The following is a 23,631-nucleotide window of genomic DNA, read 5'->3' as shown; positions in this document are numbered from 1 at the left end:
AAGCCCAAGCGCTGGAGTGCCAAAGGAATGGCCGGAAATTTCTCGTTCGATCAGTTGAAGAAAGCGGTCTCCAGCGGCGAGATCGACACCGTGCTGGCCTGCATCGTCGATATGCAGGGCCGGCTGGCGGGAAAGCGCTTCCTGGCGCAGTACTTCGTCGATTCCGCGCATGACGAAACGCATGGCTGCAACTATCTCCTGGCGGCCGACATCGATATGGAGCCGGTGCCGGGCTACAAGGCGGCAAGCTGGTCGAAAGGTTATGGTGACTTCGTCATGAAGCCGGATCTCGCCACGCTTCGGCGCATTCCCTGGCTGGAAAAGACCGCACTCGTGATCTGCGACGTGCTCGACCACCACACCCATGACGACCTGCCGCATTCGCCACGCGCCATCCTGAAGAAGCAGGTCAAGCGACTGAGCGAGCGCGGCTATATCGGCTATTTCGCTTCCGAGCTTGAATTCTATCTGTTCAACGAGACCTACGATTCCGCCCGCAAGAAGCACTGGCAGGGTCTCGACACCGCATCGCCCTATATCGGCGACTACCAGATCGGCATCACCACCAAGGAAGAAGGCGTCATGCGCCGGCTTCGCAATGAGATGGAAGCGGCCGGCATTCCGATCGAGAATTCCAAGGGCGAGTGGGGTCCGGGCCAGGAAGAGATCAATGTGCGCTATGCCGAGGCGCTCGACATGGCCGACCGCCACGTCATCCTGAAGAACGGCGCCAAGGAAATCGCCGAGTCCGAGGGCAAGGCGATTTCGTTCATGTCCAAGTATAATTACGGGCTCGCCGGCAATTCCAGCCACATCCACAATTCGCTGTGGAGCGCCGACGGCAAGACGCCGCTGTTCTTCGACAACACGGCCGACTGGACGCTGTCGACGCTTGGCCAGCAATGGGCCGCCGGGCAGTTGAAATACGCAAAGGAATTCACCTGGTTCCTGGCGCCCTACATCAACTCCTACAAGCGCTTCCAGGCCGGTACCTTCGCGCCGACCAAGATCATGTGGAGCGAGGACAACCGCACCGCCGGCTTCCGCCTGTGCGGTGAGGGCACCAAGGGCATCCGCATGGAATGCCGCATCGGCGGCGCCGATCTGAACCCGTATCTTGCTTTCGCAGCGCTGATCGCCGCCGGCCTTGCCGGCATCGACGAGAAGCTGGAATTGCAGAAGCCGTTCGTCGGCGATGCCTACCAGGCATCGCGCCTGCCGGAGATCCCGAAGACGCTGCGCGATGCGACCGAGACGCTGGCGAAGTCGAAGATGCTGAGGCAGGCGCTCGGCGAGGATGTGCTCGAACACTATGTCCACACCGCAAAGTGGGAGCAGTTCGAATACGACCGCCGCATTACGGATTGGGAACTGCACAGAGGGTTCGAGCGATATTGACACTGTTGCGTTTTTCGCACTATGTTGTGATTATAGCAGCACAACATATGGGAGGCAGGATTGCCCCAAGGCAAAGCCAACGTCGACAAGGTATGGTTTGACAGTCAGATGAAGGAGCGCAACCTGACGGTGCGCCGCATGGCCACCCAAATGAACATGCACTACAGCGCCCTGTCGCGGACGCTGAACGGTGAGCGGCGTATGCAAGTTGATGAAATACGCAAGATCGCTGAAATTTTCGACCAGCCGGAAAGCGAGGTGTTGGTCCACCTGGGCTCTTCGGATGCGAAGGCGGCGGAGCGTCGTTCCGGCTTCATGGAGGGGCAGGTGGATTTCGAGAATGCGTCAGACATAAACGACACCGCTGGAGAATACATCGTGCCGCCTCGAGGCGGCGATCCGTTGTTTGGGTGCATGGCTGGGACGCTCACGCTTCTTCCGGACGTCGATTACACCGCACCCGCGGATCCGGACTGGGGCAAAGTGTATGACGACTGATGGGGTGCTCCTGGACACATGCTTCATACTATGGCTCTCGACGGAACAACCGGTCGCGAGAGCGGCGGTTGAGAGGGTGACAAGCGCGCGGAAAAATGGCGACGTGATCGCCGTTTCCGTCATGTCCGCCTGGGAAATCGGAATGCTGGTTTCTAAAGGCCGGCTTCCGTTCATCAAGTCACCGCTCGCATGGTTTGAACGGTTCGTGCAGGCTGGTGCAACGAGTGTTGAAGGGATCGACAGTGAGCTCTTGGTCGAATCTTCGTTCCTGCCCGGCGTCGTTCACAACGATCCAACAGACCGGATCATCATAGCTACGGCGCGCTCGAAGAATTTGGAAATTATCACCCGCGATCGCGCGATCCTTGCCTATGGCTCGGCTGGCTTCGTCAAAACAGTTCCTTGTTGATTTGGAGACGTTTAATTGGAAACCGTGAAACTCCTATCCCCCGTCGATGGTTCGATCTATGCCGAGAGGCCCGTGGCAACGGACCAGGCGATCAACGCCGCGGTGGAGCGCGCCAAGGCGGCGCAGGAGAAGTGGGCCGAGACGCCGATTGTCGAGCGCGGCAAGTACATGCTGGCGATGCTGGAAGCGCTGGTTGCGATGACCGACGAGATCGTGCCGGAGATCGCCTGGCAGATGGGGCGGCCCGTACGCTACGGCGGCGAGTTCGGCGGCGTCAGGGAACGCACCACCTATATGGTCGAGATCGCCGAGCAGGCGCTCAAGTCGGTGCCTGCCTCCAACCCGAAGGACCGCTTCCGCCGCTATGTGAAGAAGGACCCCCTCGGCGTGGTCATGGTGATCGCGCCGTGGAATTATCCCTATCTCACCGCCGTCAACACCATCGTGCCGGCGCTGATGGCCGGCAACACCGTCATCCTGAAGCATGCGGCGCAGACCCTGCTGGTCGGCGAGCGCTTCCAACAAGCTTTCGACAAGATCGGCCTGCCCAAGGGCGTGTTCCAGAATGTCGTGCTGAACCACGCCCAGACCGAAAGGCTGCTCGGCTCGGGGAAGATCGACCATGTCAATTTCACCGGTTCGGTCGCCGGCGGCCGCGCCATCGAAAAGGCAGCGGCTGGCACTTTCATGACGCTCGGCCTGGAGCTTGGCGGCAAGGATCCGGCCTATGTGCTGCCCGACGCCAAGATGGACCATGCGGTCGCCAATCTGGTCGACGGCGCCTTCTACAATTCCGGCCAGTGCTGCTGCGGCATCGAACGTGTCTACGTGCACGAGAAGGTCTATGACGAATTCGTCGAAGGCTTCATCGCCGAGACCAAGAACTATGTCGTCGGCAACCCGCTCGACCAGGCGACGACGATGGGACCGATGGCGCAGGCGCGCTTCGCCGACCTGATCCGCGAACAGAAGGCCGAGGCATTGCGCAAAGGCGCGGTGGCACACATCAACATGAAGGTGGCGAACGACAAGGCCGGTTCGCCCTATCTGGCGCCGGAAGTGCTGACAGAAGTCGACCATCAGATGAGCGTCATGCGTGAGGAAAGCTTTGGCCCGATCGTCGGCATCATGAAGGTGCGCAACGACGAAGAGGCGATCGCGTTGATGAACGACAGCCCCTACGGACTGACCGCTTCGATCTGGACGCGCGATACCGAGCATGCTGTGGCGATCGGCAACCGCGTCGAAACCGGCACGGTGTTCATGAACCGCTGCGACTATCTTGACCCGGCCTTGGTCTGGACCGGGGTCAAGGACACCGGCAAGGGTGCGGGCTTGTCGGCCATCGGCTACGATAATCTGACCCGGCCGAAATCTTTCCACCTGCGCGAAGCCATCTGAGCTGCCTGAGTACCGAGCATTGGGCCACTCAAGGAGGAGAAATGTCTGAGATGCAGCCGTCCGCACCATTGGCCCGTCAGAGGCCGGAGGGTATTGGCGGCTACCTCATCGTGCCGATGCTTGGCCTCTTTTTCATGCCTCTGGCTGGCCTGGTTGCGTTCGGGCACCATATCGGCCTGTCCGAGTATTTTAGCCTACTAACCGGTCCGCAGAAGGCCTTCGTCATGGCGGAGATTTTTGGATACCTGGCGATCGCCGTCGCCTGCCCGCTTGGGCTGCTTATTCTGCTGTTTGGCAAGAAGCAGGCCTTTCCGCGCCTTTACATCGTCTGGGCCGCCGTCTGTCCTGTCTCTATCCTGGTCGATCTTGCCGCCGCAAAAATCCTGCTTGGTGATATCTTCGAAGCGCAAGGCTTGGCTTTGTTCGGTGGGGAGACGGCAAGGAGTATTCAAGGCTCGATCGTGTATTTCGTGATCTGGATTCTATACATGCAGAAGTCCCTGCGCGTTCAAAATACCTTCACCCAATAACCTGCCATCAACCATTGTTCTGAAATCGAGAAAAAATGTCCAAGCTGATCTCCAAATGGAACTATCCCACCACCGTCCGCTTCGGCGCCGGGCGCATCAAGGAATTGCCCGAGGTATTGACGGCCACCGGTATCAAGCGGCCGTTGTTCGTCACCGATCCTGGTCTGGCGAAACTGCCGGTCGTCGCCTCGACCTTGAAGATCCTCGACGATGCGAAGGTCCCTTACGGCGTTTTCTCCGAGGTCAGGCCGAACCCGGTCGAATCCAACCTGACCGCCGGCATCGCCGTGTTCAAGAAGGGCAAGCATGACGGCGTCATCGCCTTCGGCGGCGGCTCGGCGCTCGATCTCGGCAAGCTGATCGCCTTCCAGGCCGGGCAGACGCGGCCGGTGTGGGATTTCGAGGATGTCGACGACTGGTGGACGCGCGCCAATTCGGATGCGATCGCGCCGATCATCGCCGTGCCGACCACCGCCGGGACCGGATCGGAGGTTGGCCGCGCCGGCGTCATCACCAATGAGGCCACGCACACCAAGAAGGTCATCTTCCATCCCAAATTGTTGCCGGCCATCGTCATTGCCGATCCGGAGCTTTCGGTCGGCATGCCGGGCTTCATCACCGCCGGTACCGGCATGGATGCGCTGGCCCATTGCCTCGAAGCCTATTGCGCGCCCGGCTACCATCCGATGGCCGACGGCATCGCCGTCGAAGGTGTGAGGTTGGTCTTCGAGAACCTGCCGAAGGCCTATGCCAACGGCAAGGATCTCGTCGCACGCGCGCATATGATGAGCGCCGCCGCGATGGGAGCCACCGCCTTCCAGAAGGGCCTCGGCGCCATCCATTCGCTGTCGCATCCGGTCGGTGCGCTCTACGACACTCATCACGGCATGACCAATGCGGTGTTCATGCCGTATGTGCTCGCCTTCAACCGTGACTCCATTGAGGCGCGCATCGGCCGGCTCGCCGCCTATTGCGGCATCAAGGGCGGTTTCGACGGCTTCGCCAAGGCGATCATCAAGCTGCGCAAGGAATTGAAGGTGCCGCATGCGCTGCCGGGCCTGATCAAGGGGCTCGACATGGACAAGAAACGCAAGGCGCTGATCGCCGACATGGCAGTGGTCGATCCGACCGCCGGCGGCAACCCGGTCAAGCTGACCAAGAAGGCGGCGCTGACCTTGCTCGAAAACGCCATTGCCGGCACGATCTGAGGCGTTTTCGGTACAGGAAAGTGATCTGAAAGAGGGCTACAAAAACAAGGGGGAGGGTGAAGGGCAAGGCAGAAAATAATTAGCCGGAAAAATAAGTGATGGCTAATTGCTACATCAGGTTAAAAAGAGTTTACTTTTTCGCACTGCGAGCAGCCGCTTTCACAAAGCTTTCATCTGGCTGTCACATGAAAACGATACCGCATCGCAGGCGTCCAACGGCGTCAGTTCAACGGAGAGAACACATGTTCAAATTCACGGGGAAAGTGCTTTCCCTTTCGGCCGCGGCGCTTTTCGCGTCGACGGTGATTTCGTCCGCGGATTCGCTGGACGATCTCGTCAAGGCCGCCAAGGCGGAAGGCCAGCTCACCACCATCGCGCTGCCGCATGACTGGTGCGGTTACGGCGACGTCATCGCCGGCTTCAAGGCGAAGTATCCGGAAATCACCGTCAACGAACTCAATCCCGATGCCGGTTCCGGCGACGAGATCGAGGCGATCAAGGCCAACAAAGACAACAAGGGCCCGCAGGCGCCTGACGTCATCGACGTCGGCCTGTCCTTCGGTCCGACCGCCAAGGCCGATGGCCTGATCCAGCCCTACAAGGTGTCGACCTGGGACTCGATCCCCGACAGCGCCAAGGATGCCGAAGGCTTCTGGACCGGCGACTATTACGGCGTGCTTTCCTTCCAGGTGAACAAGGACCTCGTCAAGGAAGCTCCGGCCGACTGGGCCGACCTGCTGAAGCCGGAATTCGCCAACTCGGTAGCCCTTGCCGGTGATCCGCGTGCCTCGAACCAGGCGATCCAGGCGGTTTATGCCGCCGGCCTGTCGTCAGGCGCCGCCGCCGGTGAGGCTGCCGGCACCGCGGGCCTCGACTTCTTCAAGAAGCTCAATGCCGCCGGCAATTTCGTGCCGGTCATCGGAAAGGCCGCGACGCTCGCCCAGGGCCAGACCCCGATCCTCGTCACCTGGGACTACAACGCGCTCGCCGGCCGCGACACGCTGAAGGGCAATCCGCCCGTCGACGTCGTCGTGCCGAAGACCGGTGTTGTCGCCGGTGTCTATGTGCAGGCGATCAGCGCCTACGCGCCGCATCCGAATGCAGCCAAGCTCTGGCTCGAATACCTCTACTCGGACGAAGGCCAGATCGGCTGGCTGAAAGGCTATTGCCACCCGATCCGCTTCAACGATCTCGCCAAGAACGGCAAGATCCCGGCTGACATCCTGGCCAAGCTGCCGCCGGCCGAAGCCTATGCTTCCGCCGTGTTCCCGACACTCGACGAGCAGGGCAAGTCCAAGGAAGCCATCACCAAGAACTGGGATGCCGTCGTCGGCGCCAACGTCAAGTAATTCACACCATGCCGGGCGGCTTCGCGGCCGCCCGGTCCTTCTCTCGAAGACGGTAGCCGGCGCATGACCGATATCTCATTGTCCGACCACGCTGTTACCGGGAAGACCGCGCCTCCCGCCGAAGCACGCAGCATGCGGCTGCCGACACAATGGCTTGGCGTTGCACCGTTCTTCATCTTCGCCATCATGTTCCTCATCCTGCCCACGCTCTATCTGATGCTGGGTGCATTCCAGAACGATGCCGGCGAATTCACTCTCGAAAACATCGCAGCGCTGGCGCAACCGTCCATCGTTGCCGCCTACTGGATTTCTATCAAGATCAGTCTTGCTTCATCGCTGATTGGCGCATTCGCGGGCCTGGCGATTGCCATTGCCATCGTGCGCGGCGGCCTGCCGGACTGGATACGTTCGGCGACACTGACGTTTTCCGGCGTGGCCTCCAATTTTGCCGGCGTGCCGCTGGCCTTTGCCTTCCTCGCCACGCTCGGCCGCCTCGGCCTTGCGACGGTGATCCTGAACACCGTGTTCGGCCTTAACATCTATGCGCATGGCTTCAACATCCTGTCATTCTGGGGCCTGACACTGACCTATGTCTATTTCCAGATACCGCTGATGGTGGTGATCATCGTGCCAGCTATAGACGGGCTGAAGAAGGAATGGGGCGAGGCCGCCGCGACGCTGGGCGCGACCATGTCGCAGTACTGGCGCATGGTGGTCATTCCGGTGATCTGGCCGAGTTTCCTCGGCACCGTGATCCTGTTGTTCGCCAACGCCTTCGGCGCCATCGCCACCGCCTATGCGCTGACCGGCTCGTCGCTCAACATCGTGCCGATCCTGCTTTATGCACAGATCCGTGGAGATGTGCTGCACAATGCCCATCTCGGCTATGCCATCGCCTTCGGCATGATCGTCATCACCGGTCTTGCCAATGTGTTCTACATCTGGTTCCGGACCCGTTCCGAGAGGTGGCTGAAATGAAGTCGGGAAAGTTCTGGGCCTGGCTCGTCTTCGCTCTTGGCGCGGCCTACTTTTTCATCCCGCTGATCGCGACCGTGGAGTTCTCGATGCGCATGCGGCGCGGGGAGTACTCCTTCGACGCGTACAAGGTCGTGTTGGGCGACGCCCGCTTCCAGGCCACCTTCGGCTATTCGGTACTGGCCGCCGTTTTCACCATCATTCTCGGTGTGCTGATCGTGGTGCCCGCCGCTTATTGGATCCGGCTTCGGCTGCCGCAATTGCGGCCGATCGTCGAGTTTATTACCCTGCTGCCGCTGGTTATCCCAGCCATCGTCATCGTCTTCGGCTACATCAGAATGTACGGGTCGAATTCGCCGCTGCCGTTTCTGGCGACCGATACAGGCACCAATGCCTTGCTGGTCATCGGCTATGCGACACTGGCGCTGCCCTATATGTATCGCGCCGTCGACACCGGGCTTCGCACAATCGACGTGCGCACCTTGACGGAAGCGGCCCAGATCCTTGGGGCTGGCTGGGGCACCATCATCACCCGTGTCATCCTGCCCAACGTGCTGATCGCGGTGCTCTCGGGCGCCTTCCTCACCTTCGCCATCGTCATCGGCGAATTCACCATGGCCAGCCTGCTCAACCGGCCTGCCTTCGGCCCTTATCTGCAGAATATTGGTGCCAACCGCGCCTATGAGCCGGCGGCACTTGCCATCATCGCCTTCGCCATCACCTGGGGCTGCATGTCGCTGATCCAGATACTGTCCCGCTTCGCGCCGAGATCCGCGAACCGTCCCAATTGATCGAAAAGTACTGATCGAAAGAAGAACGCCATGGCCGACCCATTCCTCTCCATCCAGCACGTTCGAAAATCCTTCGGCGCCACCACAGTCGTGGAGGATTTCAATCTCGACGTCGAGCGCGGCGAATTCGTCTCCTTCCTCGGTCCGTCCGGTTGCGGCAAGACCACCGTGTTGCGCATGGTCGCCGGTTTCGAGGAGCCGAGCGCGGGCACGATCGTCGTCGGCGGCAAGGACATTACGCGGCTGAAGCCCAACCAGCGCAATGTCGGCATGGTGTTCCAGGCCTATGCGCTGTTTCCGAACCTGACCGTGGCGCAGAACATCGGCTTCGGCCTGAAGGTCGCCGGCATGCCCAGGGCGGACATCGATGCCCGCGTCACCGAGATGCTCGGTATCATCAAGCTGCCGCAGATGGCGGATCGCTATCCCTACCAGCTTTCGGGCGGCCAGCAGCAGCGCATCGCGTTGGCCCGCGCCATCGCGCCGAAGCCGAAGCTGCTGCTGCTCGACGAACCGCTGTCGGCGCTCGACGCCAAGGTGCGCGTGTCGCTGCGCGAGGAAATCCGCTCGATCCAGAAGAAGCTCGGCATCACCACCATTTTCGTCACGCACGACCAGGAAGAGGCGCTGTCGATCTCCGACCGCATCGCCGTCATGTATGGCGGCAAGGCCGAGCAGGTCGGCACGCCGTTCGAGATTTACAACCGCCCGGCGACCAAGTTCGTCGCCAATTTCGTCGGCACGCTGAACGTGCTCGAAGGCACCGTCACCGATGCGGCTGCAGGCACGGTGCGGGTCAACTCCGAGCAGGTCTCGCTCAAGGGCAAGCTCAACGGCTCCAAGTCGGGCGACACGCTGTCGCTGGCGTTGCGTCCGGAGGCGATTTCTCTTGGCCGTCAGCCCGGCCGCGACTCCAGTCTTTCCGGTGAAATCTCCGAAGTGCACTTCCTCGGCTCGGTCATCCGGGTTCGCGTCGGCATCGGTGGCAACACGGTCTCGCTCGACACCTTCAACAGCCCGGCGACACCGCCCCCCGCAGTCGGTGAAAAGGCCGAGATCTCGTTCTCGTCGAGCGATATGCTGGTGCTTCACTAGGCTGATGCGCTTGTTCAAAATGAATGGCTGCATCCCGGTCTGCGAAGACGGGAGGATGCTTCCGTCCGCGTGGCATGGGCTGCAATGCAGGGAAGTCCGTGTTTAAGCGAACCCCATATCAGGTGATCTCGATGTCGGTGTGGTCGGCGCGTTTGTCGAATTAGCAGAAAGGCAATTCGCGGCATATTCCTGCCGGCTCAAGCATGCTGGGCTATTAACAGTTTCAGCCGCTTTGCCGCTGCCAGAATCTCGCTTCCCGGCTATAACAGGCCATGGTTCTTTTCGAACTGACACTCGTTCTGCTTTTGATCGCTGTCGCGCTGACGGCGCTGTCGCGGCGCGTGCAGGTTCCCTATCCCTCTTTGCTGGCGCTGGCAGGGGTGGCCATCGCCTTCGTGCCTGGCGTGCCGACCATAGAGATCGATCCGGAACTGGCGCTAGCCCTGTTCATCGCGCCGGTGCTGCTCGATGCCGCCTATGATACCTCGCTGCGCGATCTCAACCGTTACAGGGTGCCGCTTGTGCTGCTGGCGCTTGGCGCCGTCCTTTTCACGACAGCGACGGTTGCGCTTGCCGGCTGGGCGATGGCAGGTCTGCCGATCGCCGCGGCCATAGCGCTTGGCGCCATCGTGGCGCCGCCCGATGCGGTTGCGGCATCGGCCGTGCTTGGCCAGTTCAAGGTGCCGCACCGCATCACTGCCATTCTGCAAGGCGAGAGCCTGCTTAACGACGCCACCGCGTTGCTGATCTACCGGATGGCGATTTCGGCGGCAGCAGGTTCCATTCTGCTGAGCAGCGCCGTTCCGATGATCCTGCTGTCCACGCTCGGCAGTCTTGCGGCCGGCTACCTGCTTGGCCGGGTGTCTCTGATGACGCTGGGCCGGATCGAGGACCCGGCGAGCGGCACCGTGGTGCAATTTGCCGGCACATTCGGGGTCTGGATTCTGGCCGACAGGATCGGACTGTCGGCCATCATCACCATAGTCGTCTATGCCATGACGATCGCCCGCACCGCGCCGCGCCGCATGCCGGCCAGAAACCGCATCAGCTCTTATTCGGTCTGGGAAACGGCGGTCTTCGTGCTCAATGTGCTGGCCTTCGTGCTGATGGGCCTGCAGGCGCGTACGATCGTCGGCCGGCTTGCCGGGCAGGGGCAAACCGATGCGTTCGTCCTGGCCGGAACAGTGCTTGCCATCGTCATCGTTTCACGCCTCATCTGGGTGCTGGGGTGCGGCGCGATCATCAGGTGGTTTGGTCGCTTCGGCGTAGCTGATCGTCAGCGTGACGCTCCGTCGTTTCGTGGCGGCGTGCTGATCGGCTGGTGCGGGATGCGCGGTTTGGTGACGCTTGCGGCGGCATTCGCCCTGCCGGCTGAATTCCCGGCCCGCGACCCGATCGTGCTCGCTGCCTTCACGGTCGTGCTCGGCACGCTGGTGCTGCAAGGCATGAGCCTGAAGCCGCTGCTGCGCCTGCTGAATCTCGACCCTGACGAAACCGTCGACCGCGAGGTTGCGCAGGCACGCGTTGTGGTCATGCAGGCCGCGCTCGACATATTGAGCGGCAAGACATCGGACGCGGCGGCCGCGGTGCGCGAGCAATATGCCGCTCAACGCAAGATCGCCAAAAATCCCGACGATGCCCAGGCGGCGACCGAATATGACCGCTTGCGTCTTTATGCGATCAAGAGCCAGCGCGACGCGCTGGAGGAATTGCGCCGCAACGGGACGATTGGCGACGAAGCCTATCATCGCCTTGAGGAAGAGATCGACTGGACCGAACTGGCGGCGTCGCCACCCGGCCGGTTCCAGCCGCTGAATACATAAGGCATCGCACGCCGTTTTCCGGCGCACGGAAGATACCGAAGTGCTTCGGGATCGGTGCATGATCCCGGTGAAGGGCAAGGCTGGTCCAAGCCACATCCATTCTCCTGCACATTGCAACCGCGGCATCGAACCGCTACTGCCAACACGAAATTGAGCCGGATAAGCAATGAAGCTGGTCAGCTACAACATCCAGTACGGGTTCGGCGGCGATGGCCGCTACGATCTTTCGCGCGCCGCGCGCATCGTTGCCGGCGCCGACATCATTGCGCTGCAAGAGGTCGAGCGGCACTGGCATCGCAGCAATTTCGACGACCAGCCGGAGCTGCTTTCCCGTCTGCTGCCCGACCATCACTGGGTCTATGGCCCGGCCTTCGACATGGATGCCAGCGAGCAGCTCGGAGGTCGTGTGGTCAACCGGCGCCGCCAGTTCGGCACCATGGTGCTGTCGAAACTGCCGATCGTCTGGTCGCGGCTGCATGCGCTGCCGATGCGCCGCACGCAGCGGCCGCTCAACACCCGCAACGCCGCACTTGAATGCATGATCCGCACGCCGGCAGGGCCGGTGCGGGTGTTGTCGCTGCATCTCGCCCATATCGCGGCCGAGGAGCGGCTGGAGCAGATCGACTATCTCCTGGCCGAGCATCGCCGGGCACCGTCCGATGGCGGGCCGTGGAGCGGCGTCGACGACGAACCCACGCGCAACTGGACAAGCGGCGAAGCGGAGCCGGAAAACCCGCTGGCGGCGATCTGGATGGGCGATTTCAACATGGAGCCGGGCAGTGCCGAATATCGCCGCATCGTCGGCAGCACGCCTTACCATCGCGGCGCGGCCTATCTTGACGGCTTCATCGATGCCGCCGCCATTGCCAGCGAGCCGGCCGCGGACTTCCACACCCATGTGAAGACCATCGACGGCAAGCTGGCAAAGCGCCGGCTCGACCATTGCTTCGTCGGCGGCATGTTCGCCGGGCGGGTGCGCTCGATCAGTGCCGACGTCGGCGAGGTTGCGTCGGATCATTTTCCGCTGCGGGTCGACATCGACCTGGAAACGCCCGGCATTGCCACATGACGCTTTTCGTCTTCTTCGCGGTGCTTGCCGCCGCCGCCATGCACGCGATCTGGAACGCGCTGGTCAAGGTCCATCTCGACCGCTTCCTGTCGATCACGCTGATGACGCTCGGCATGGGCGCTGCGGCCCTCGTGGTGCTGCCTTTCGTCGAAGTGCCGAAGGCGGAAGTGTGGCCCTACATCATCGCCTCGGTCATTTTCCACATGGGCTACCGGACGTTCCTGATCGGCGCCTACAAGGCCGGCGATTTCGCACAGACCTATCCGCTGGCGCGGGGCACAGCACCTCTGCTCTCGGCCTTTGGAGGCATGTTCGTCGTCGCCGAGATTCCCGGCCCGTTCGCCATGCTCGGTATCTTCCTGTTGTCGGCCGGCACGCTGGTGATGTCGTTTCGTGGCGGCGCGCATCTGGAAAAGCTTAACCTGCGCGCGGTCGGTTTTGCGCTCGGCACTTCCATCTTCATCGCCAGCTACACGCTGTCGGACGGCAGCGGCGCGCGGCTGGCCGCCACGGCGCAAAGCTATGCCGCCTGGCTGTTCATCTGCGATGCCGTTGGCGCACTGGTGCTGTGCCTCATCTTCCGTGGGCCGAAGGCGCTTCCCGTGCTGGCACGCGACTGGAAGGCGGGGTTGTTCACCGGCGTGCTCAGTGGCGCGGCCTACTGGATCGTGATGTGGGCGATGACCAAGGCGCCGATCGCCTCGGTGGCGTCGCTGCGCGAGACCTCGATCCTGTTCGCCATGATGATCTCGGTGTTCGCGCTCGGCGAGAAGATGACAGGCTGGCGCGGTGCTGCCGCGCTCAGCATCGTTGCAGGTGTCGTTGCGCTAAGGCTCGGCTGACGCGGCCTTTAATTGAGCACTGTCATCAGCTCGCCGCGTCGTTCCGGACTGAAGCGGATGACGACGATGATGCAGACGGCGACGACACCGGCAAACAGCGCCAGCGCATAGCCATAGCTGCCTCCGGCGCTTTCGGCGATTCCGGCCTGATAGGGTCCGCCATAGGATGCGGCGAGATTACCCGCCTGATAGATGAAGCCGGGCAAGGTCGCCCGCACCGCGCCAGGCGAAAGCTCGTTGAGGTGCACCGGGATGACGCCCCAGGCGCCTTGGACCGCGACCTGCATGACGAAGGCGCCGATGGCGAGCATGAACGGCGTGGTCGAGTAGGCCCATAGCGGGATGGAGGGCAAGGCGATCAGGCATGCCAGCGTGATGGCGTTGACGCGGCCGATCTTCTCGGACAACGCGCCGAACGCCAGGCCACCGACGATGGCGCCGATATTGGCAACGATGGTGATCCAGCTCACCGTATGCGGATCGAAGCCGTGCTGCTTCTTCAGGAAGGTAGGGTAGAGGTCCTGCGTGCCATGACTGAAGAAATTGAAGAACATCATCAGCACGACGGCATAGAGCGCGACGCCCCAGTGCTTCTGCAGCGTTTCCCACATGCCCGGTCTTGCGGTCTTTTGCGCTTCGACAAAGGCCGGCGATTCCGGCACATGCGAGCGGATGAAGAGCACGATCAGCGCCGGCACGAAGCTGAGCAGGAACATGGCGCGCCAGCCGATCCTGTAGCCGCCGATCGTCTGCTGATAGAGCAGACCATAGACCACCGCCGCCAGCAGATAGCCGGCCGGATAGCCGCATTGCAGGATGCCGGAGACCATGCCGCGTGCGCTCGGCGGAATGGACTCCATGGCCAGCGAACTGCCAAGCCCCCATTCGCCGCCCATGGCGATGCCGAACAAAGCACGCAGGGCGAGGAATATGCCGAGATTGGGCGAGAAGGCGGCCAGCGCGCCGATCACCGAATAGCTGACGATGTTGAGCATGAGGATCGGCTTGCGCCCGTATTTGTCGGCAAGCATGCCGAAGAAGAACGCGCCGATGAAGCGTGTCGCCAAGGTCAGGAACAGCGCCTTGGAGACCGCGGGCACGTCGGCGTGGAATTCGGTCGCGATATCGGTGAGCAGGAATGTCAGAAGGAAGAAATCGAAAGCATCGAGCGTCCAGCCCAGGAATGAGGCGAGGACGGTCTTCTTCTGCTGCGAATTAAGGGGCAAATCTTCCTCCATCTTCATCGATGGGGGGAATTATCGGCCAGTTCAGGGAAGACCGGTGGTCACGTTTTCGCGTGGCTCATTTGATCGAACGCCCGCTGGAATGGCGGAAGGTGCGATGAGACCGACCGGTGCCATCTGTCGATGAACTCGATCGTGGCTTGAGGATGAGGTCTAGATTTCGAGATCGAACACCATCAGTCCGTCCGTGCCGCCTTCCAGGGCAGCGACCAGGCGCGCGCCGGCGCGCTGGTGCGCTTCATGCACAAGATAGGCATCGCGCGCGGCAGCATCGCGGAAATCGATGGTGAAGCCGTGGGTGAAGCCGCGTGCGAACGGCTCCGGGCTGACATTGGCGCTGAATTTTACTGCGTCCATGCCGTCGATCACCTGTCGCAGCGCCTCGAGATCGGCATGGATCGCCGTGCGCTCGGTGGCGGCGACATCATTGCGGAATCTAGCGAAAACACAATGCCTGATCATATCTTACCCCTCAGTGGCTAAGCAGCCCGGTTTCCGGAAAACACAGCCGGCGGCAGCGGCTCGCGTCCAAGGACCAGGTCGGCGCCCTTTTCACCGACCATGATGGTCGGCGCATTGGTGTTGGATGAAGGCACGCGCGGCATCACCGAGGCGTCGCAGACGCGCAGGCCCTCGATGCCGCGCAGCCGCAGATCCGGCGTCACGACAGCCATCTCGTCATGACCCATGCGGCAGGTGCCAACCGGGTGATGGTCGGTCTTGGAGGCGCGGCAGGCATAGGCGAACAGCTCGTCGTCGCTGGCGAGCGACGGTCCGGGCAGCACTTCGCGCAGCACGTAAGGGGCAAGCGCCTTCTGCCGCATGATCTCGCGCGCCAATCGCAGCCCGTTGATCGACATGGCGCGGTCGTAGGGATCGGACCAGTAGTTCGGATCGATCAGCGGGTGGTCGGCCGGGTCGGCACTCTTCAGCCGCACCGTGCCGCGCGAACGCGGGCGCAGGAAGGCCGAATTCAAGGTGACGCCCGGGTTTTTCAGCTTCTCGACGCCGGCTTCGATGCCGGAGCCCAAGCCGAGATGGAACTGGATGTCGGGCGAGGCGGCGGTCGGGTCAGCGTACCAGAAGCCGCCGGTCTCGAACAGGCTGGAGGCCACCGGCCCCTTCTTCAGCAGCAGATATTGCAGGCCGGCCCAGGCCGTGCGGTGCAGCTTGGCGTAGTTGTCATAGGTGTGATCGCCGGTGCATTCGGCGATGACGAACAGATCGAGATGATCCTGCATGTTGGAGCCGACGCCGGGCAGGTCATGCACCGGCGTGACGCCGACCGACTTCAGATGGTCCGCCGGGCCGATGCCCGACTGCATCAGGAGTTTCGGCGAGCCGATGGCGCCGGACGAGACGATCACCTCGCGCTCGGCGCGCAGGATTTTCTTCTCGCCGCCTGGCCTGTCGACCACCTCCACGCCGACGGCGCGGCCGTTCTCGACGACGATGCGCGTCACCAGCACATCGGTTCGGACGGTCAGGTTCTTGCGGGCGCGGATCGGCCTCAAATAGGCGACTGAAGCGGACGAGCGCCGGGCATCCTTCTGGGTCAGCTGATAATAGCCGACGCCTTCCTGGGCAGCGCCGTTGAAGTCCGGATTGAAGGGGATGCCCATCTCCTGGCCGGCACGGAAATAGGCCTCGCAGATTGGCAGCGGCGAAATCGGGTTCGACACGCCAAGCGGGCCCTGGTCGCCATGAAAATCGTTGGCGTAGCGCTGGTTGTTTTCGGCGCGTTTGAAGTAAGGCAGCACGTCGCGATAGCCCCAGCCGGCGAGGCCTTCTTCCTTCTCCCAGGCGTCGTAGTCGCGGGCGTTACCGCGCGTGTAGATCTGGGCGTTGATGGACGAGCCGCCGCCGACCACCTTGGCCTGCGTGTACCAGAAGACGCGGTCCTTCATGTTTCTCTGCGGCACGGTCGACCAGCCCCAGGAGGCGATCCCCTTCGTCATCTTGGCGAAACCGGCCGGCATGTGGATATAGGGATGCCAGTCCTTGCCGCCGGCTTCCAGCAGCAGGACCGAATTTGCCGGATCCTCGCTCAATCGGTTGGCCAGAACGCAGCCGGCCGGACCGGCGCCCACGATGATGTAGTCGGTCATGACACTGTCCACTTACAGTCGCGGCACGGAGAGGGCGCCATCGACATTGATGATCGAGCCGGTCGAAAAGCCGAATTTGCCGCCGGCGAGCGCCGCCACCACTGCACCGATATCTGATGCTTCGCCCCAGCGTTTGGCCGGCACCAGTCCACTGTCGATGAGGGCATCGTATTTGGCGGTCACGCCTGAAGTCATGTCGGTGCGGATGATGCCGGGCCGCACCTCGAACACGCCGATGTTTTCGGGAGCCAACCGCAGCGCCAGGTTCTTCACCCACATCGAAAGCCCGGCTTTCGAGATGCAGTAATCCGGCCGCTCCGGCGACGCCATTTCGGCGCTGACCGAGGTGATGGTGATGATCGATCTCTGATCGCCCGAAGTGGCCAGCATCGCCTTGGCGACAGCCTGGCTGAGGAAGACAGTGCCGCGCAGGTTGATGCCCATTGTGCGGTCGAAGTTCTCCGGTTTGAGGTCCAGGAGGTCACCGCGCACCACGGCGCCGACGCCGGCATTGTTGACCAGGCAGTCGATACGGCCGAAGGCGCGCATAGTGGCGGCGACAAGTACGGTGTGGCTGGCGAGATCGGCAATGTCGCACTGGACGTAGGCGAATTTCGCGCCGCGCCCGGCGATATCAGTAGCAAGATCATCCGGCGCTTGTTCGGCAAGATCGGCGACCAGGATGTCGAAGCCGGCATCCGCGAGCGCCTCGGCGCAGGCCAGCCCAATGCCGCGCGCGCCGCCGGTGACGATGGCGGAGGGTCGGATCATTGGAGGCTAGCCTTGCGGATGTCAGCGCTGCCCCTCATCGCCCTGCCGGGCACTTCTCCCCGTATGGTGACGGGGAGAAGGATGCCTTCGCCGACGGCTTCGCCAATCGCCAAAGGAGCGCCGGGGTTGCGGTCAGCATTCTTCTCCCCGTTCACGGGGAGAAGGTGCCGGCAGGCGGATGAGGGGCGGCACTGACCTATCATGCGGCATGCTCCACCTTGCGGATGTGGTCGGCTACACGCAGTGCTTGCGCTGCGATCGACAGCGCCGGATTAACAGCGGCCGAATTCGGCAGGAAGCTGCCATCGACGACGAACAGGTTCCGGTGGTCGAACGACCGGCAGAAGGGATCGAGTGGCGCGGTGGCCGGATCGTCGCCCATCTTGACCGTGCCGCATTGGTGCGACGGCGTGCGCTTGTCGAAGGGTCGCGAGAGAACGATGGGATAACCGCAGGCGCGGAAATTTTCGCGCATCACCTTGGTCAGCCCGTCGAGCGACTGCATGTTGGAGCGCCGCCACTGCATGACGATGTCCTTGCCGTCGACCATGATGCGACTTTCAGGATCGGGCAGGTCTTCGCACATCAGGTACCAGTCGAGGGCGTGGCCGGCCATGAAATCGAGCGCGAATTTCGGCGTGTACTTGACATTGGCCCGCAGCATGTTGCCGTCGATCTTTCCCAGAAGCTGGACATTGCCGAGCGGCTTGCCGCCCTTGCCGTCGGACAGGTAATAGTCGTTCAGCATCAAGGTCTTCTGGTAGACGGCATCGTTGCGGCGGCGCGGGTCGATCGCCAGCATGGCGCTTGAATTGTGGTTCATGAAATTGCGGCCGACCTGGTCGGAGCGGTTGGCCAGGCCTTCGCCATCAGGAGAGGGCGAGCGCAGCAGGATGACTGCGGAATTGACCGCGCCGGCTGAGAGGATGACCAGCTTCGGTGATACTTTCTTCAACTCGCCATTCTGGCGGTAGTGAATGGCTGATATCGTCGTGCCGTCCGCCGAGGCTTCGAGATATTCGACGCAAGCGCCAGTCTCGAGCCGAATTTTCTGGTCGGTCAGCGCCGCCGTCAGCGGACCGGTCTGCGCGTCGACCTTGCCCTGGCCGGTGTTGGGAAACGCGTCCCAGCCGGTCTTGCCCTCCTTCAGCCAGGTTTCGATGTCGACGCCGAGCGGCAGCGAGGCGGGATGCAGGCCAAGGTTTTTCAGCTCGGCGCGGGCGCGGGCGATCGGTGCCTCGTCGGGCACCGGCTTGTAGGTGTAGGGGACCGAATGGAACGGCTCGGTCGGATCCTCGCCCAGTGCACCGCGCACGCGAAACAGCTGTTCGGCTTTCGAATACCAGGGCTCGAACTCATCATAGGAAAATGGCCAGGCCGGAGAGACGCCGCCGAAATGCTCCATGGCCGCAAAGTCCTCCTTGCGGTAGCGGATCAGCACCGCGCCATAGAACTTCGAATTGCCGCCGACATAGTAGTAATTGCCGGGGTTGAAGGCGGCGCCACCGGCCTCACGCCACATCTCCTTCGGCCTGTAATGGCCGTCGACGAAGATCGAGCGCGTATCGCGCGCGTGTGGCGTCGCCGGCAACGGCTCGCCGCGCTCCAGCATCAGGATCGAAGCGCCGCTGCCGGCAAGGCCGGAGGCGATCGTGGCGCCGCCAATGCCGGAGCCGATGATGACGATGTCCGGATTTGCCATAGCCGTCAGCGAATGCGGTTTTCGGTCGCCGGATCGAAGAACACCGCCTTGGTCAGGTTGAAGGCGAGCGGCGTGTTGGTGCCCGGCTGGATGTTGGCGTCGGCGCGCAGCCGCGCCACCACGCCCTTGCCGCCGAGATTGGTGACGGCGAAGGTGTCCGAGCCTGCCGGTTCGACGACCTCGATATGGCAGTCGGCGGTGGCGATATTCGACGCATTGCGCTCGGCACCTTCCGGATCGGTCAGGGCTTCGGGGCGGACACCGAAAATGATCGGCTTGCCCTGGAATGCCGACAGGCCCGCCGGCGCATTGGCCATCGGCAGCGAGATCGGCTCTCGCGCTTCGCGCTGCAGCACGACGGACAGCGCATTGCCTGACGTGCCGATGGTCGCCGGGATCAGGTTCATCGCCGGCGAGCCCATGAAATCGGCGACGAAGAGATTGCTCGGGTTGTTGTAGATCTCGGCCGGGGTGCCGAACTGCTGCACCTCGCCATCCCGCATGACCGCGATCTTGGTGGCCAGCGTCATCGCCTCGATCTGGTCGTGCGTGACGTAGACGATGGTGGTGCCGGTGGTGGCGTGCAGGCGCTTGATTTCGATGCGCATGTCGACGCGCAGCTTGGCGTCGAGGTTGGACAATGGCTCGTCGAAAAGGAACAGTTTTGGGTCGCGCACCAGCGCCCGGCCCATGGCGACGCGCTGGCGCTGGCCGCCCGAAAGCTGGCTCGGCTTGCGCTGCAAGAGGTGGCCGATCTGCAGCACCTTGGCCACCTTGTCGATGGCCTTCTGGCGCTCCGCCGCCGGCACGCCGCGCATCTCCATGCCGAACGAGATGTTTCCGGCCACCGTCATGTTCGGGTAGAGCGCATAGCTCTGGAACACCATGGCGATATCGCGCTTGGAGGGGTGCAGATCGTTGATGGTGCGGCCGTCGACACGGATTTCGCCAGACGTGATCGTCTCCAGGCCGGCGATGGTGTTGAGCAAGGTCGACTTGCCGCAGCCGGAAGGGCCGACCAGCACCAGGAAGCCGCCTTTCTCGAGTTCGACATCGATCCCTTTGAGGATCTCGACCTGGCCGAAGCGCTTTCTCAGACCATCAATTTCCAGAAAAGCCATCAGATCATCCTTTGACGGCGCCAGCCATGAGACCACGCACGAAGTAGCGGCCGGCGAGCACATAGACGAGAAGGGTGGGCAGTGCCGCGATCATCGCGGCGGCCATGTTGACGTTGTATTCGACGACGCCGGTCGACGTGTTGACGACGTTGTTGAGCGCCACCGTCATCGGCATCGCGTCGCCGGTGCCGGCGTAAGCCGAGGCGAACAGGAAGTCGTTCCAGATGTTGGTGAACTGGTAGATCACCGTGACGACGAAGATCGGCATTGAATTCGGCAGCATGATGCGGCGGAAGATCTGGAAGAACGAGGCGCCGTCGACCTGTGCCGCCTTGACCAGTTCGGTCGGGAACGCCTCATAGTAGTTGCGGAAGAACAGCGTGGTGAAGCCGATGCCGTAGACGACGTGGACGAAGACGAGGTTGACCGTCGGGTTGCCGAGGCCAAAGCTGGTTCCCGTTGCATTCTGCAGCGTGACGCCGAAGCGGCCGAGGCTGCCGAGGATGGTCGCCATCGGCAGCAGCACCGACTGGAACGGGATGAAGCAGGCGAACAGCATCAGCCCGAACACCAGCGTTGCCCCGCGAAAACGCCACTTGGTCAGCACGTAGCCGTTGAGCGCGCCGAGCATCGTCGAGATCAGGACGGCCGGGACCACCATCTTGATGGAGTTCCAGAAATAGCCCTTGATGCCGGCGCAGGTGAGGCCGACGCAGGTCTCGCCCCAAGCCTTCAGCCACGGATCGAAGGTCGGCGCCCTGGGCAGCGCCAGCATGTTGCCGTTCTGGATCTCGTCCATGGTCTTGAACGAGGTCACCAGCATGACGAACAGCGGCATCAGATAAAATAGCGCAAACAGCGCCAGCAGCCCGTAGATGACGATGCGGTTGATAACCTTGACGTTGACGCCGCCGGAGGCCTGGCGGGCGGGAGTGGTGACGGCGCTCATCGCGGCTTCTCCCGCAGTTCCGAATAGAGATAGGGCACGATGATGGCGACGATGGTCATCAGCATGATCACCGCACTTGCCGAGCCGACGGCCATTTCGTTGCGCTTGAACGTGTACTCATACATGAAGTTGGATGGCAGCCAGGCCGAGCCGCCGGGGCCGCCGCTGGTCAGCGCCACGACCAGATCGTAGGACTTGATGGCGAGGTGCGCGAGCACGATGAAGGCTGACAGGAAGATCGGCCTCAGCAGCGGAATGACGATGCGGCGGTAGAGCTGGAAGGTGGTGGCGCCGTCGATCTGCGCCGCCTTCATGATCTCGCCGTCGATGCCGCGCAGGCCGGCCAGGAACATCGCCATGATGAAGCCGGAGGCCTGCCAGACGCCGGCAATGACCACCGTGTAGATGACGAAATCCTTGTTCTTGATCCAGTCGAAATGGAAGCTCGTCCAGCCCCATTGATGCAAGGTCTGCTCGAGGCCGAGGCCGGGATCGAGGAACCATTTCCAGGCGACGCCGGTGACGATGAAGGACAGCGCCATCGGGTAGAGATAGATCGGCCTCAACACGCCTTCGCCGCGGATCTTCTGGTCGAGCAGGATGGCCAGGAACAGGCCGAGCGCCAGGCAGATGAAGATGTAGAGAAAGCCGAAGATACCCATATTGGTGATCGACGTGTACCAGCTCGAGGGCGGGTCGGTGTCGAAGGTCCAGCCCCACAGTCGCTGATAGGCGCGCGAGCCGGTGATGACATAAGATGGAAAGGTCTTGGAATTGGTGAAGGACAGATAGATCGTCCACAGGATGAAGCCGTAGACGAAGACGATGGTGATGGCGAAGCTGGGCGCCAGCACGATCTTCGGCAATGCGTCCTGCAGGCGTGAGCGCACCGAGGCGCGTGGCCGTGCATGCTCCGGCGTCAGCTTGATCTGGCTTGTCGCTACCGTGCTCATGAGGCTCCTCCCGTCGACGCGCGGCCAACCAGCTTCGCGGATCTAAGTTCGCGGATCTGGGCCTTCCCCGCGGAGCGGGGAAGGCGTTTTTGGCGCGTGTGCTTACTTCGCGTCGTCGATCGCCTTGACCAGTTCGGTCACGGCCTCGTCCGAGGTCTTGATCTGACCATGGACGAACTTCGAGACGACGTCCTTATAGGCATTGGCGACCGCCGGAGGCGCGCCATAGCCCTGGGCGAGCGAGCCGAACAGCGTGCCGCCTTCGTTGGCTGCCTTCAGGTCGGCGATGCCCTTCTTGCCGCAGGCGTCGAAGTCGGTGTCCGGAACATCGGTACGAGCCGGGACCGAACCCTTGACGACGTTGAAGGCTGACTGGAAGCTCTTCGACAGGGTGGCGGTGGCCAGCGCGACCTGGGCGGCCTTGCGGTCGTCCGGAACATTGAACATGCCGAACATGTCGGAGTTGTAGATCACCGAGCCGTCGGTGCCCGGGAAGCGATAGCACAGGAAGTCGGTGCCCGGCGTTTTCTTGGCGGCGTTGAACTCGCCCTTGGCCCAATCGCCCATGACCTGCACCAGAGCATCGCCCTTGATGACCATGGCGGTGGCAAGGTTCCAGTCGCGGCCCGAGAAGTTGGGGTCGACATAGGTGACGAGCTTGGCCAGATTGTCGAACGACTTCTTCATCGTGTCGGACTTCAGGGACTCGTCATCGAGGTCGTTGAAGGCCTTCTTGTAGAACTCGGGTCCGCCGGTCGACAGCACGACCGAGTCGAACATCGTGGCTTCCTGCCAGTTCTGGCCGCCGAGAGCGAGCGGGATCACCCCTGCCGCCTTGGCCTTGTCGAGCAGGGCAACGAAGTCGTCGAAGGTCTTCGGCTCGGTGCCGCCGATCTTGTCCAGGACGGCCTTGTTGATCCACAGCCAGTTGACCGAGTGAACGTTGACCGGAGCCGCGACCCACTTGCCCTCATAGACCGAAAACTTCTGCAGGGCTGCCGGAACGGACTTGTCCCAGCCTTCCTTCTTCGCCGTTTCGGTCAGGTCGCCCATGACGCCGGCAGCGGCGTAGTCGAGCACGGTGTAGCCGAGCATCTGCGAGGCGGTCGGATAATTGCCGGCCGCGACCATCGCCTTCAGCGCGGTCATGGCGGCGTCGCCGCCACCGCCGGCCACTGGCACGTCCTTCCAGGCATAGCCTTCCTTGGCCAGGTCGCCCTTGAGGACGTTGAGAGCAGCCGCTTCGCCACCCGACGTCCACCAATGCAGCATCTGGACTTCCTTGACGTCCTCGGCGTGGGCTGTGAAAGCCAGGCCCGACGCGAGAGCCGTTCCGATAAGCAGTTTGCGCAACATGTACTACCTCCCTTGTTGCATTACACGACCGGCGGATGC

The 23,631-nt window shown here is 62.3% G+C and carries 22 protein-coding genes; 13 read left to right on the top strand and 9 right to left on the bottom strand.

From position 1 onward, the window contains the following. The first annotated feature begins 27 nt into the window (after positions 1–27). The 13 genes from EOA13_RS06315 to EOA13_RS06255 all read left to right on the top strand — a co-directional run bounded on the left by EOA13_RS06315 (position 28) and on the right by EOA13_RS06255 (position 13,388). Positions 28–1,398, top strand: a complete 1,371-nt coding sequence (locus EOA13_RS06315) for a glutamine synthetase family protein (RefSeq protein ID WP_127290584.1) — start codon at positions 28–30, stop codon at positions 1,396–1,398. 60 nt (positions 1,399–1,458) lie between these two features. Then, positions 1,459–1,896 (top strand): helix-turn-helix transcriptional regulator, encoded by a 438-nt coding sequence (locus EOA13_RS06310; protein ID WP_127290582.1) that lies wholly within the window; start codon positions 1,459–1,461, stop codon positions 1,894–1,896. Further along, the gene (locus tag EOA13_RS06305; protein ID WP_127290580.1) at positions 1,886–2,305 is read left to right on the top strand and encodes a type II toxin-antitoxin system VapC family toxin; all 420 of its coding nucleotides are present in this window, start codon (positions 1,886–1,888) and stop codon (positions 2,303–2,305) included. Before EOA13_RS06310 ends, EOA13_RS06305 begins: the two co-directional genes overlap by 11 nt. Positions 2,306–2,320: 15 nt before the next feature. Next, positions 2,321–3,706 carry an aldehyde dehydrogenase family protein gene (locus EOA13_RS06300; RefSeq protein WP_127290578.1) on the top strand — a complete coding sequence of 462 codons (1,386 nt, stop codon included), beginning with the start codon at positions 2,321–2,323 and terminating at the stop codon, positions 3,704–3,706. Positions 3,707–3,747: 41 nt separating this feature from the next. Beyond that, positions 3,748–4,236, top strand: coding sequence for a DUF2569 family protein (locus tag EOA13_RS06295; RefSeq protein WP_127290576.1), 489 nt, complete (start codon positions 3,748–3,750; stop codon positions 4,234–4,236). Positions 4,237–4,271: 35 nt separating this feature from the next. Then, positions 4,272–5,444 (top strand): iron-containing alcohol dehydrogenase, encoded by a 1,173-nt coding sequence (locus EOA13_RS06290; RefSeq protein ID WP_127290574.1) that lies wholly within the window; start codon positions 4,272–4,274, stop codon positions 5,442–5,444. Positions 5,445–5,686: 242 nt separating this feature from the next. Beyond that, positions 5,687–6,793, top strand: a complete 1,107-nt coding sequence (locus tag EOA13_RS06285) for an ABC transporter substrate-binding protein (RefSeq protein ID WP_127290572.1) — start codon at positions 5,687–5,689, stop codon at positions 6,791–6,793. Positions 6,794–6,856: 63 nt separating this feature from the next. After that, positions 6,857–7,771 carry an ABC transporter permease subunit gene (locus EOA13_RS06280; RefSeq protein ID WP_023810098.1) on the top strand — a complete coding sequence of 305 codons (915 nt, stop codon included), beginning with the start codon at positions 6,857–6,859 and terminating at the stop codon, positions 7,769–7,771. Continuing rightward, the gene (locus EOA13_RS06275; RefSeq protein ID WP_023759707.1) at positions 7,768–8,559 is read left to right on the top strand and encodes an ABC transporter permease; all 792 of its coding nucleotides are present in this window, start codon (positions 7,768–7,770) and stop codon (positions 8,557–8,559) included. Before EOA13_RS06280 ends, EOA13_RS06275 begins: the two co-directional genes overlap by 4 nt. A 30-nt stretch (positions 8,560–8,589) precedes the next feature. Further along, the gene (locus tag EOA13_RS06270) at positions 8,590–9,654 is read left to right on the top strand and encodes an ABC transporter ATP-binding protein (RefSeq protein ID WP_127290570.1); all 1,065 of its coding nucleotides are present in this window, start codon (positions 8,590–8,592) and stop codon (positions 9,652–9,654) included. Positions 9,655–9,926: 272 nt separating this feature from the next. Further along, positions 9,927–11,477, top strand: a complete 1,551-nt coding sequence (locus tag EOA13_RS06265) for a sodium:proton antiporter (RefSeq protein ID WP_127290568.1) — start codon at positions 9,927–9,929, stop codon at positions 11,475–11,477. A 166-nt stretch (positions 11,478–11,643) separates the two neighbouring features. Continuing rightward, complete coding sequence (locus tag EOA13_RS06260) at positions 11,644–12,546, top strand: endonuclease/exonuclease/phosphatase family protein (protein ID WP_127290566.1); 903 nt, start codon at positions 11,644–11,646, stop codon at positions 12,544–12,546. Then, positions 12,543–13,388 carry an EamA family transporter gene (locus tag EOA13_RS06255; protein ID WP_127290564.1) on the top strand — a complete coding sequence of 282 codons (846 nt, stop codon included), beginning with the start codon at positions 12,543–12,545 and terminating at the stop codon, positions 13,386–13,388. The genes EOA13_RS06260 and EOA13_RS06255 overlap by 4 nt, the downstream gene beginning before the upstream one ends. An 8-nt stretch (positions 13,389–13,396) precedes the next feature. On the opposite strand, the gene EOA13_RS06250 is transcribed toward EOA13_RS06255, so the two are convergent. The 9 genes from EOA13_RS06250 to EOA13_RS06210 form a co-directional block, all read right to left on the bottom strand. Continuing rightward, positions 13,397–14,614 carry an MFS transporter gene (locus EOA13_RS06250; RefSeq protein ID WP_164779998.1) on the bottom strand — a complete coding sequence of 406 codons (1,218 nt, stop codon included), beginning with the start codon at positions 14,612–14,614 and terminating at the stop codon, positions 13,397–13,399. A 171-nt stretch (positions 14,615–14,785) separates the two neighbouring features. After that, positions 14,786–15,094, bottom strand: coding sequence for a Dabb family protein (locus EOA13_RS06245; RefSeq protein WP_127290560.1), 309 nt, complete (start codon positions 15,092–15,094; stop codon positions 14,786–14,788). 17 nt (positions 15,095–15,111) lie between these two features. Beyond that, entirely contained in the window at positions 15,112–16,740 is a 1,629-nt protein-coding gene (locus tag EOA13_RS06240) for a choline dehydrogenase (protein ID WP_127290558.1), read from the bottom strand. Between the two features lie 12 nt (positions 16,741–16,752). Beyond that, positions 16,753–17,511 (bottom strand): 3-ketoacyl-ACP reductase, encoded by a 759-nt coding sequence (locus EOA13_RS06235; protein ID WP_127290556.1) that lies wholly within the window; start codon positions 17,509–17,511, stop codon positions 16,753–16,755. 199 nt (positions 17,512–17,710) lie between these two features. Beyond that, positions 17,711–19,213 (bottom strand): GMC family oxidoreductase, encoded by a 1,503-nt coding sequence (locus tag EOA13_RS06230; protein WP_127290554.1) that lies wholly within the window; start codon positions 19,211–19,213, stop codon positions 17,711–17,713. A 5-nt stretch (positions 19,214–19,218) separates the two neighbouring features. Further along, positions 19,219–20,334, bottom strand: a complete 1,116-nt coding sequence (locus EOA13_RS06225) for an ABC transporter ATP-binding protein (protein WP_127290552.1) — start codon at positions 20,332–20,334, stop codon at positions 19,219–19,221. A 4-nt stretch (positions 20,335–20,338) separates the two neighbouring features. Further along, positions 20,339–21,283, bottom strand: coding sequence for a carbohydrate ABC transporter permease (locus EOA13_RS06220; protein WP_023810088.1), 945 nt, complete (start codon positions 21,281–21,283; stop codon positions 20,339–20,341). Then, the gene (locus tag EOA13_RS06215) at positions 21,280–22,236 is read right to left on the bottom strand and encodes a sugar ABC transporter permease (protein ID WP_127290550.1); all 957 of its coding nucleotides are present in this window, start codon (positions 22,234–22,236) and stop codon (positions 21,280–21,282) included. Before EOA13_RS06215 ends, EOA13_RS06220 begins: the two co-directional genes overlap by 4 nt. Positions 22,237–22,338: 102 nt before the next feature. After that, positions 22,339–23,592: an ABC transporter substrate-binding protein gene (locus EOA13_RS06210; RefSeq protein WP_127290548.1), complete on the bottom strand. Its 1,254-nt coding sequence runs from the start codon at positions 23,590–23,592 to the stop codon at positions 22,339–22,341. Between the last annotated feature and the right edge of the window lie 39 nt (positions 23,593–23,631).

It is taken from the genome of Mesorhizobium sp. M7A.F.Ca.US.011.01.1.1, assembly GCF_003998295.1.
Classification (GTDB): Bacteria; Pseudomonadota; Alphaproteobacteria; order Rhizobiales; family Rhizobiaceae; genus Mesorhizobium.
The sequence above is the reverse complement of the archived record's forward strand: the minus strand, read 5'-3'. Positions and strand labels throughout refer to the sequence as shown.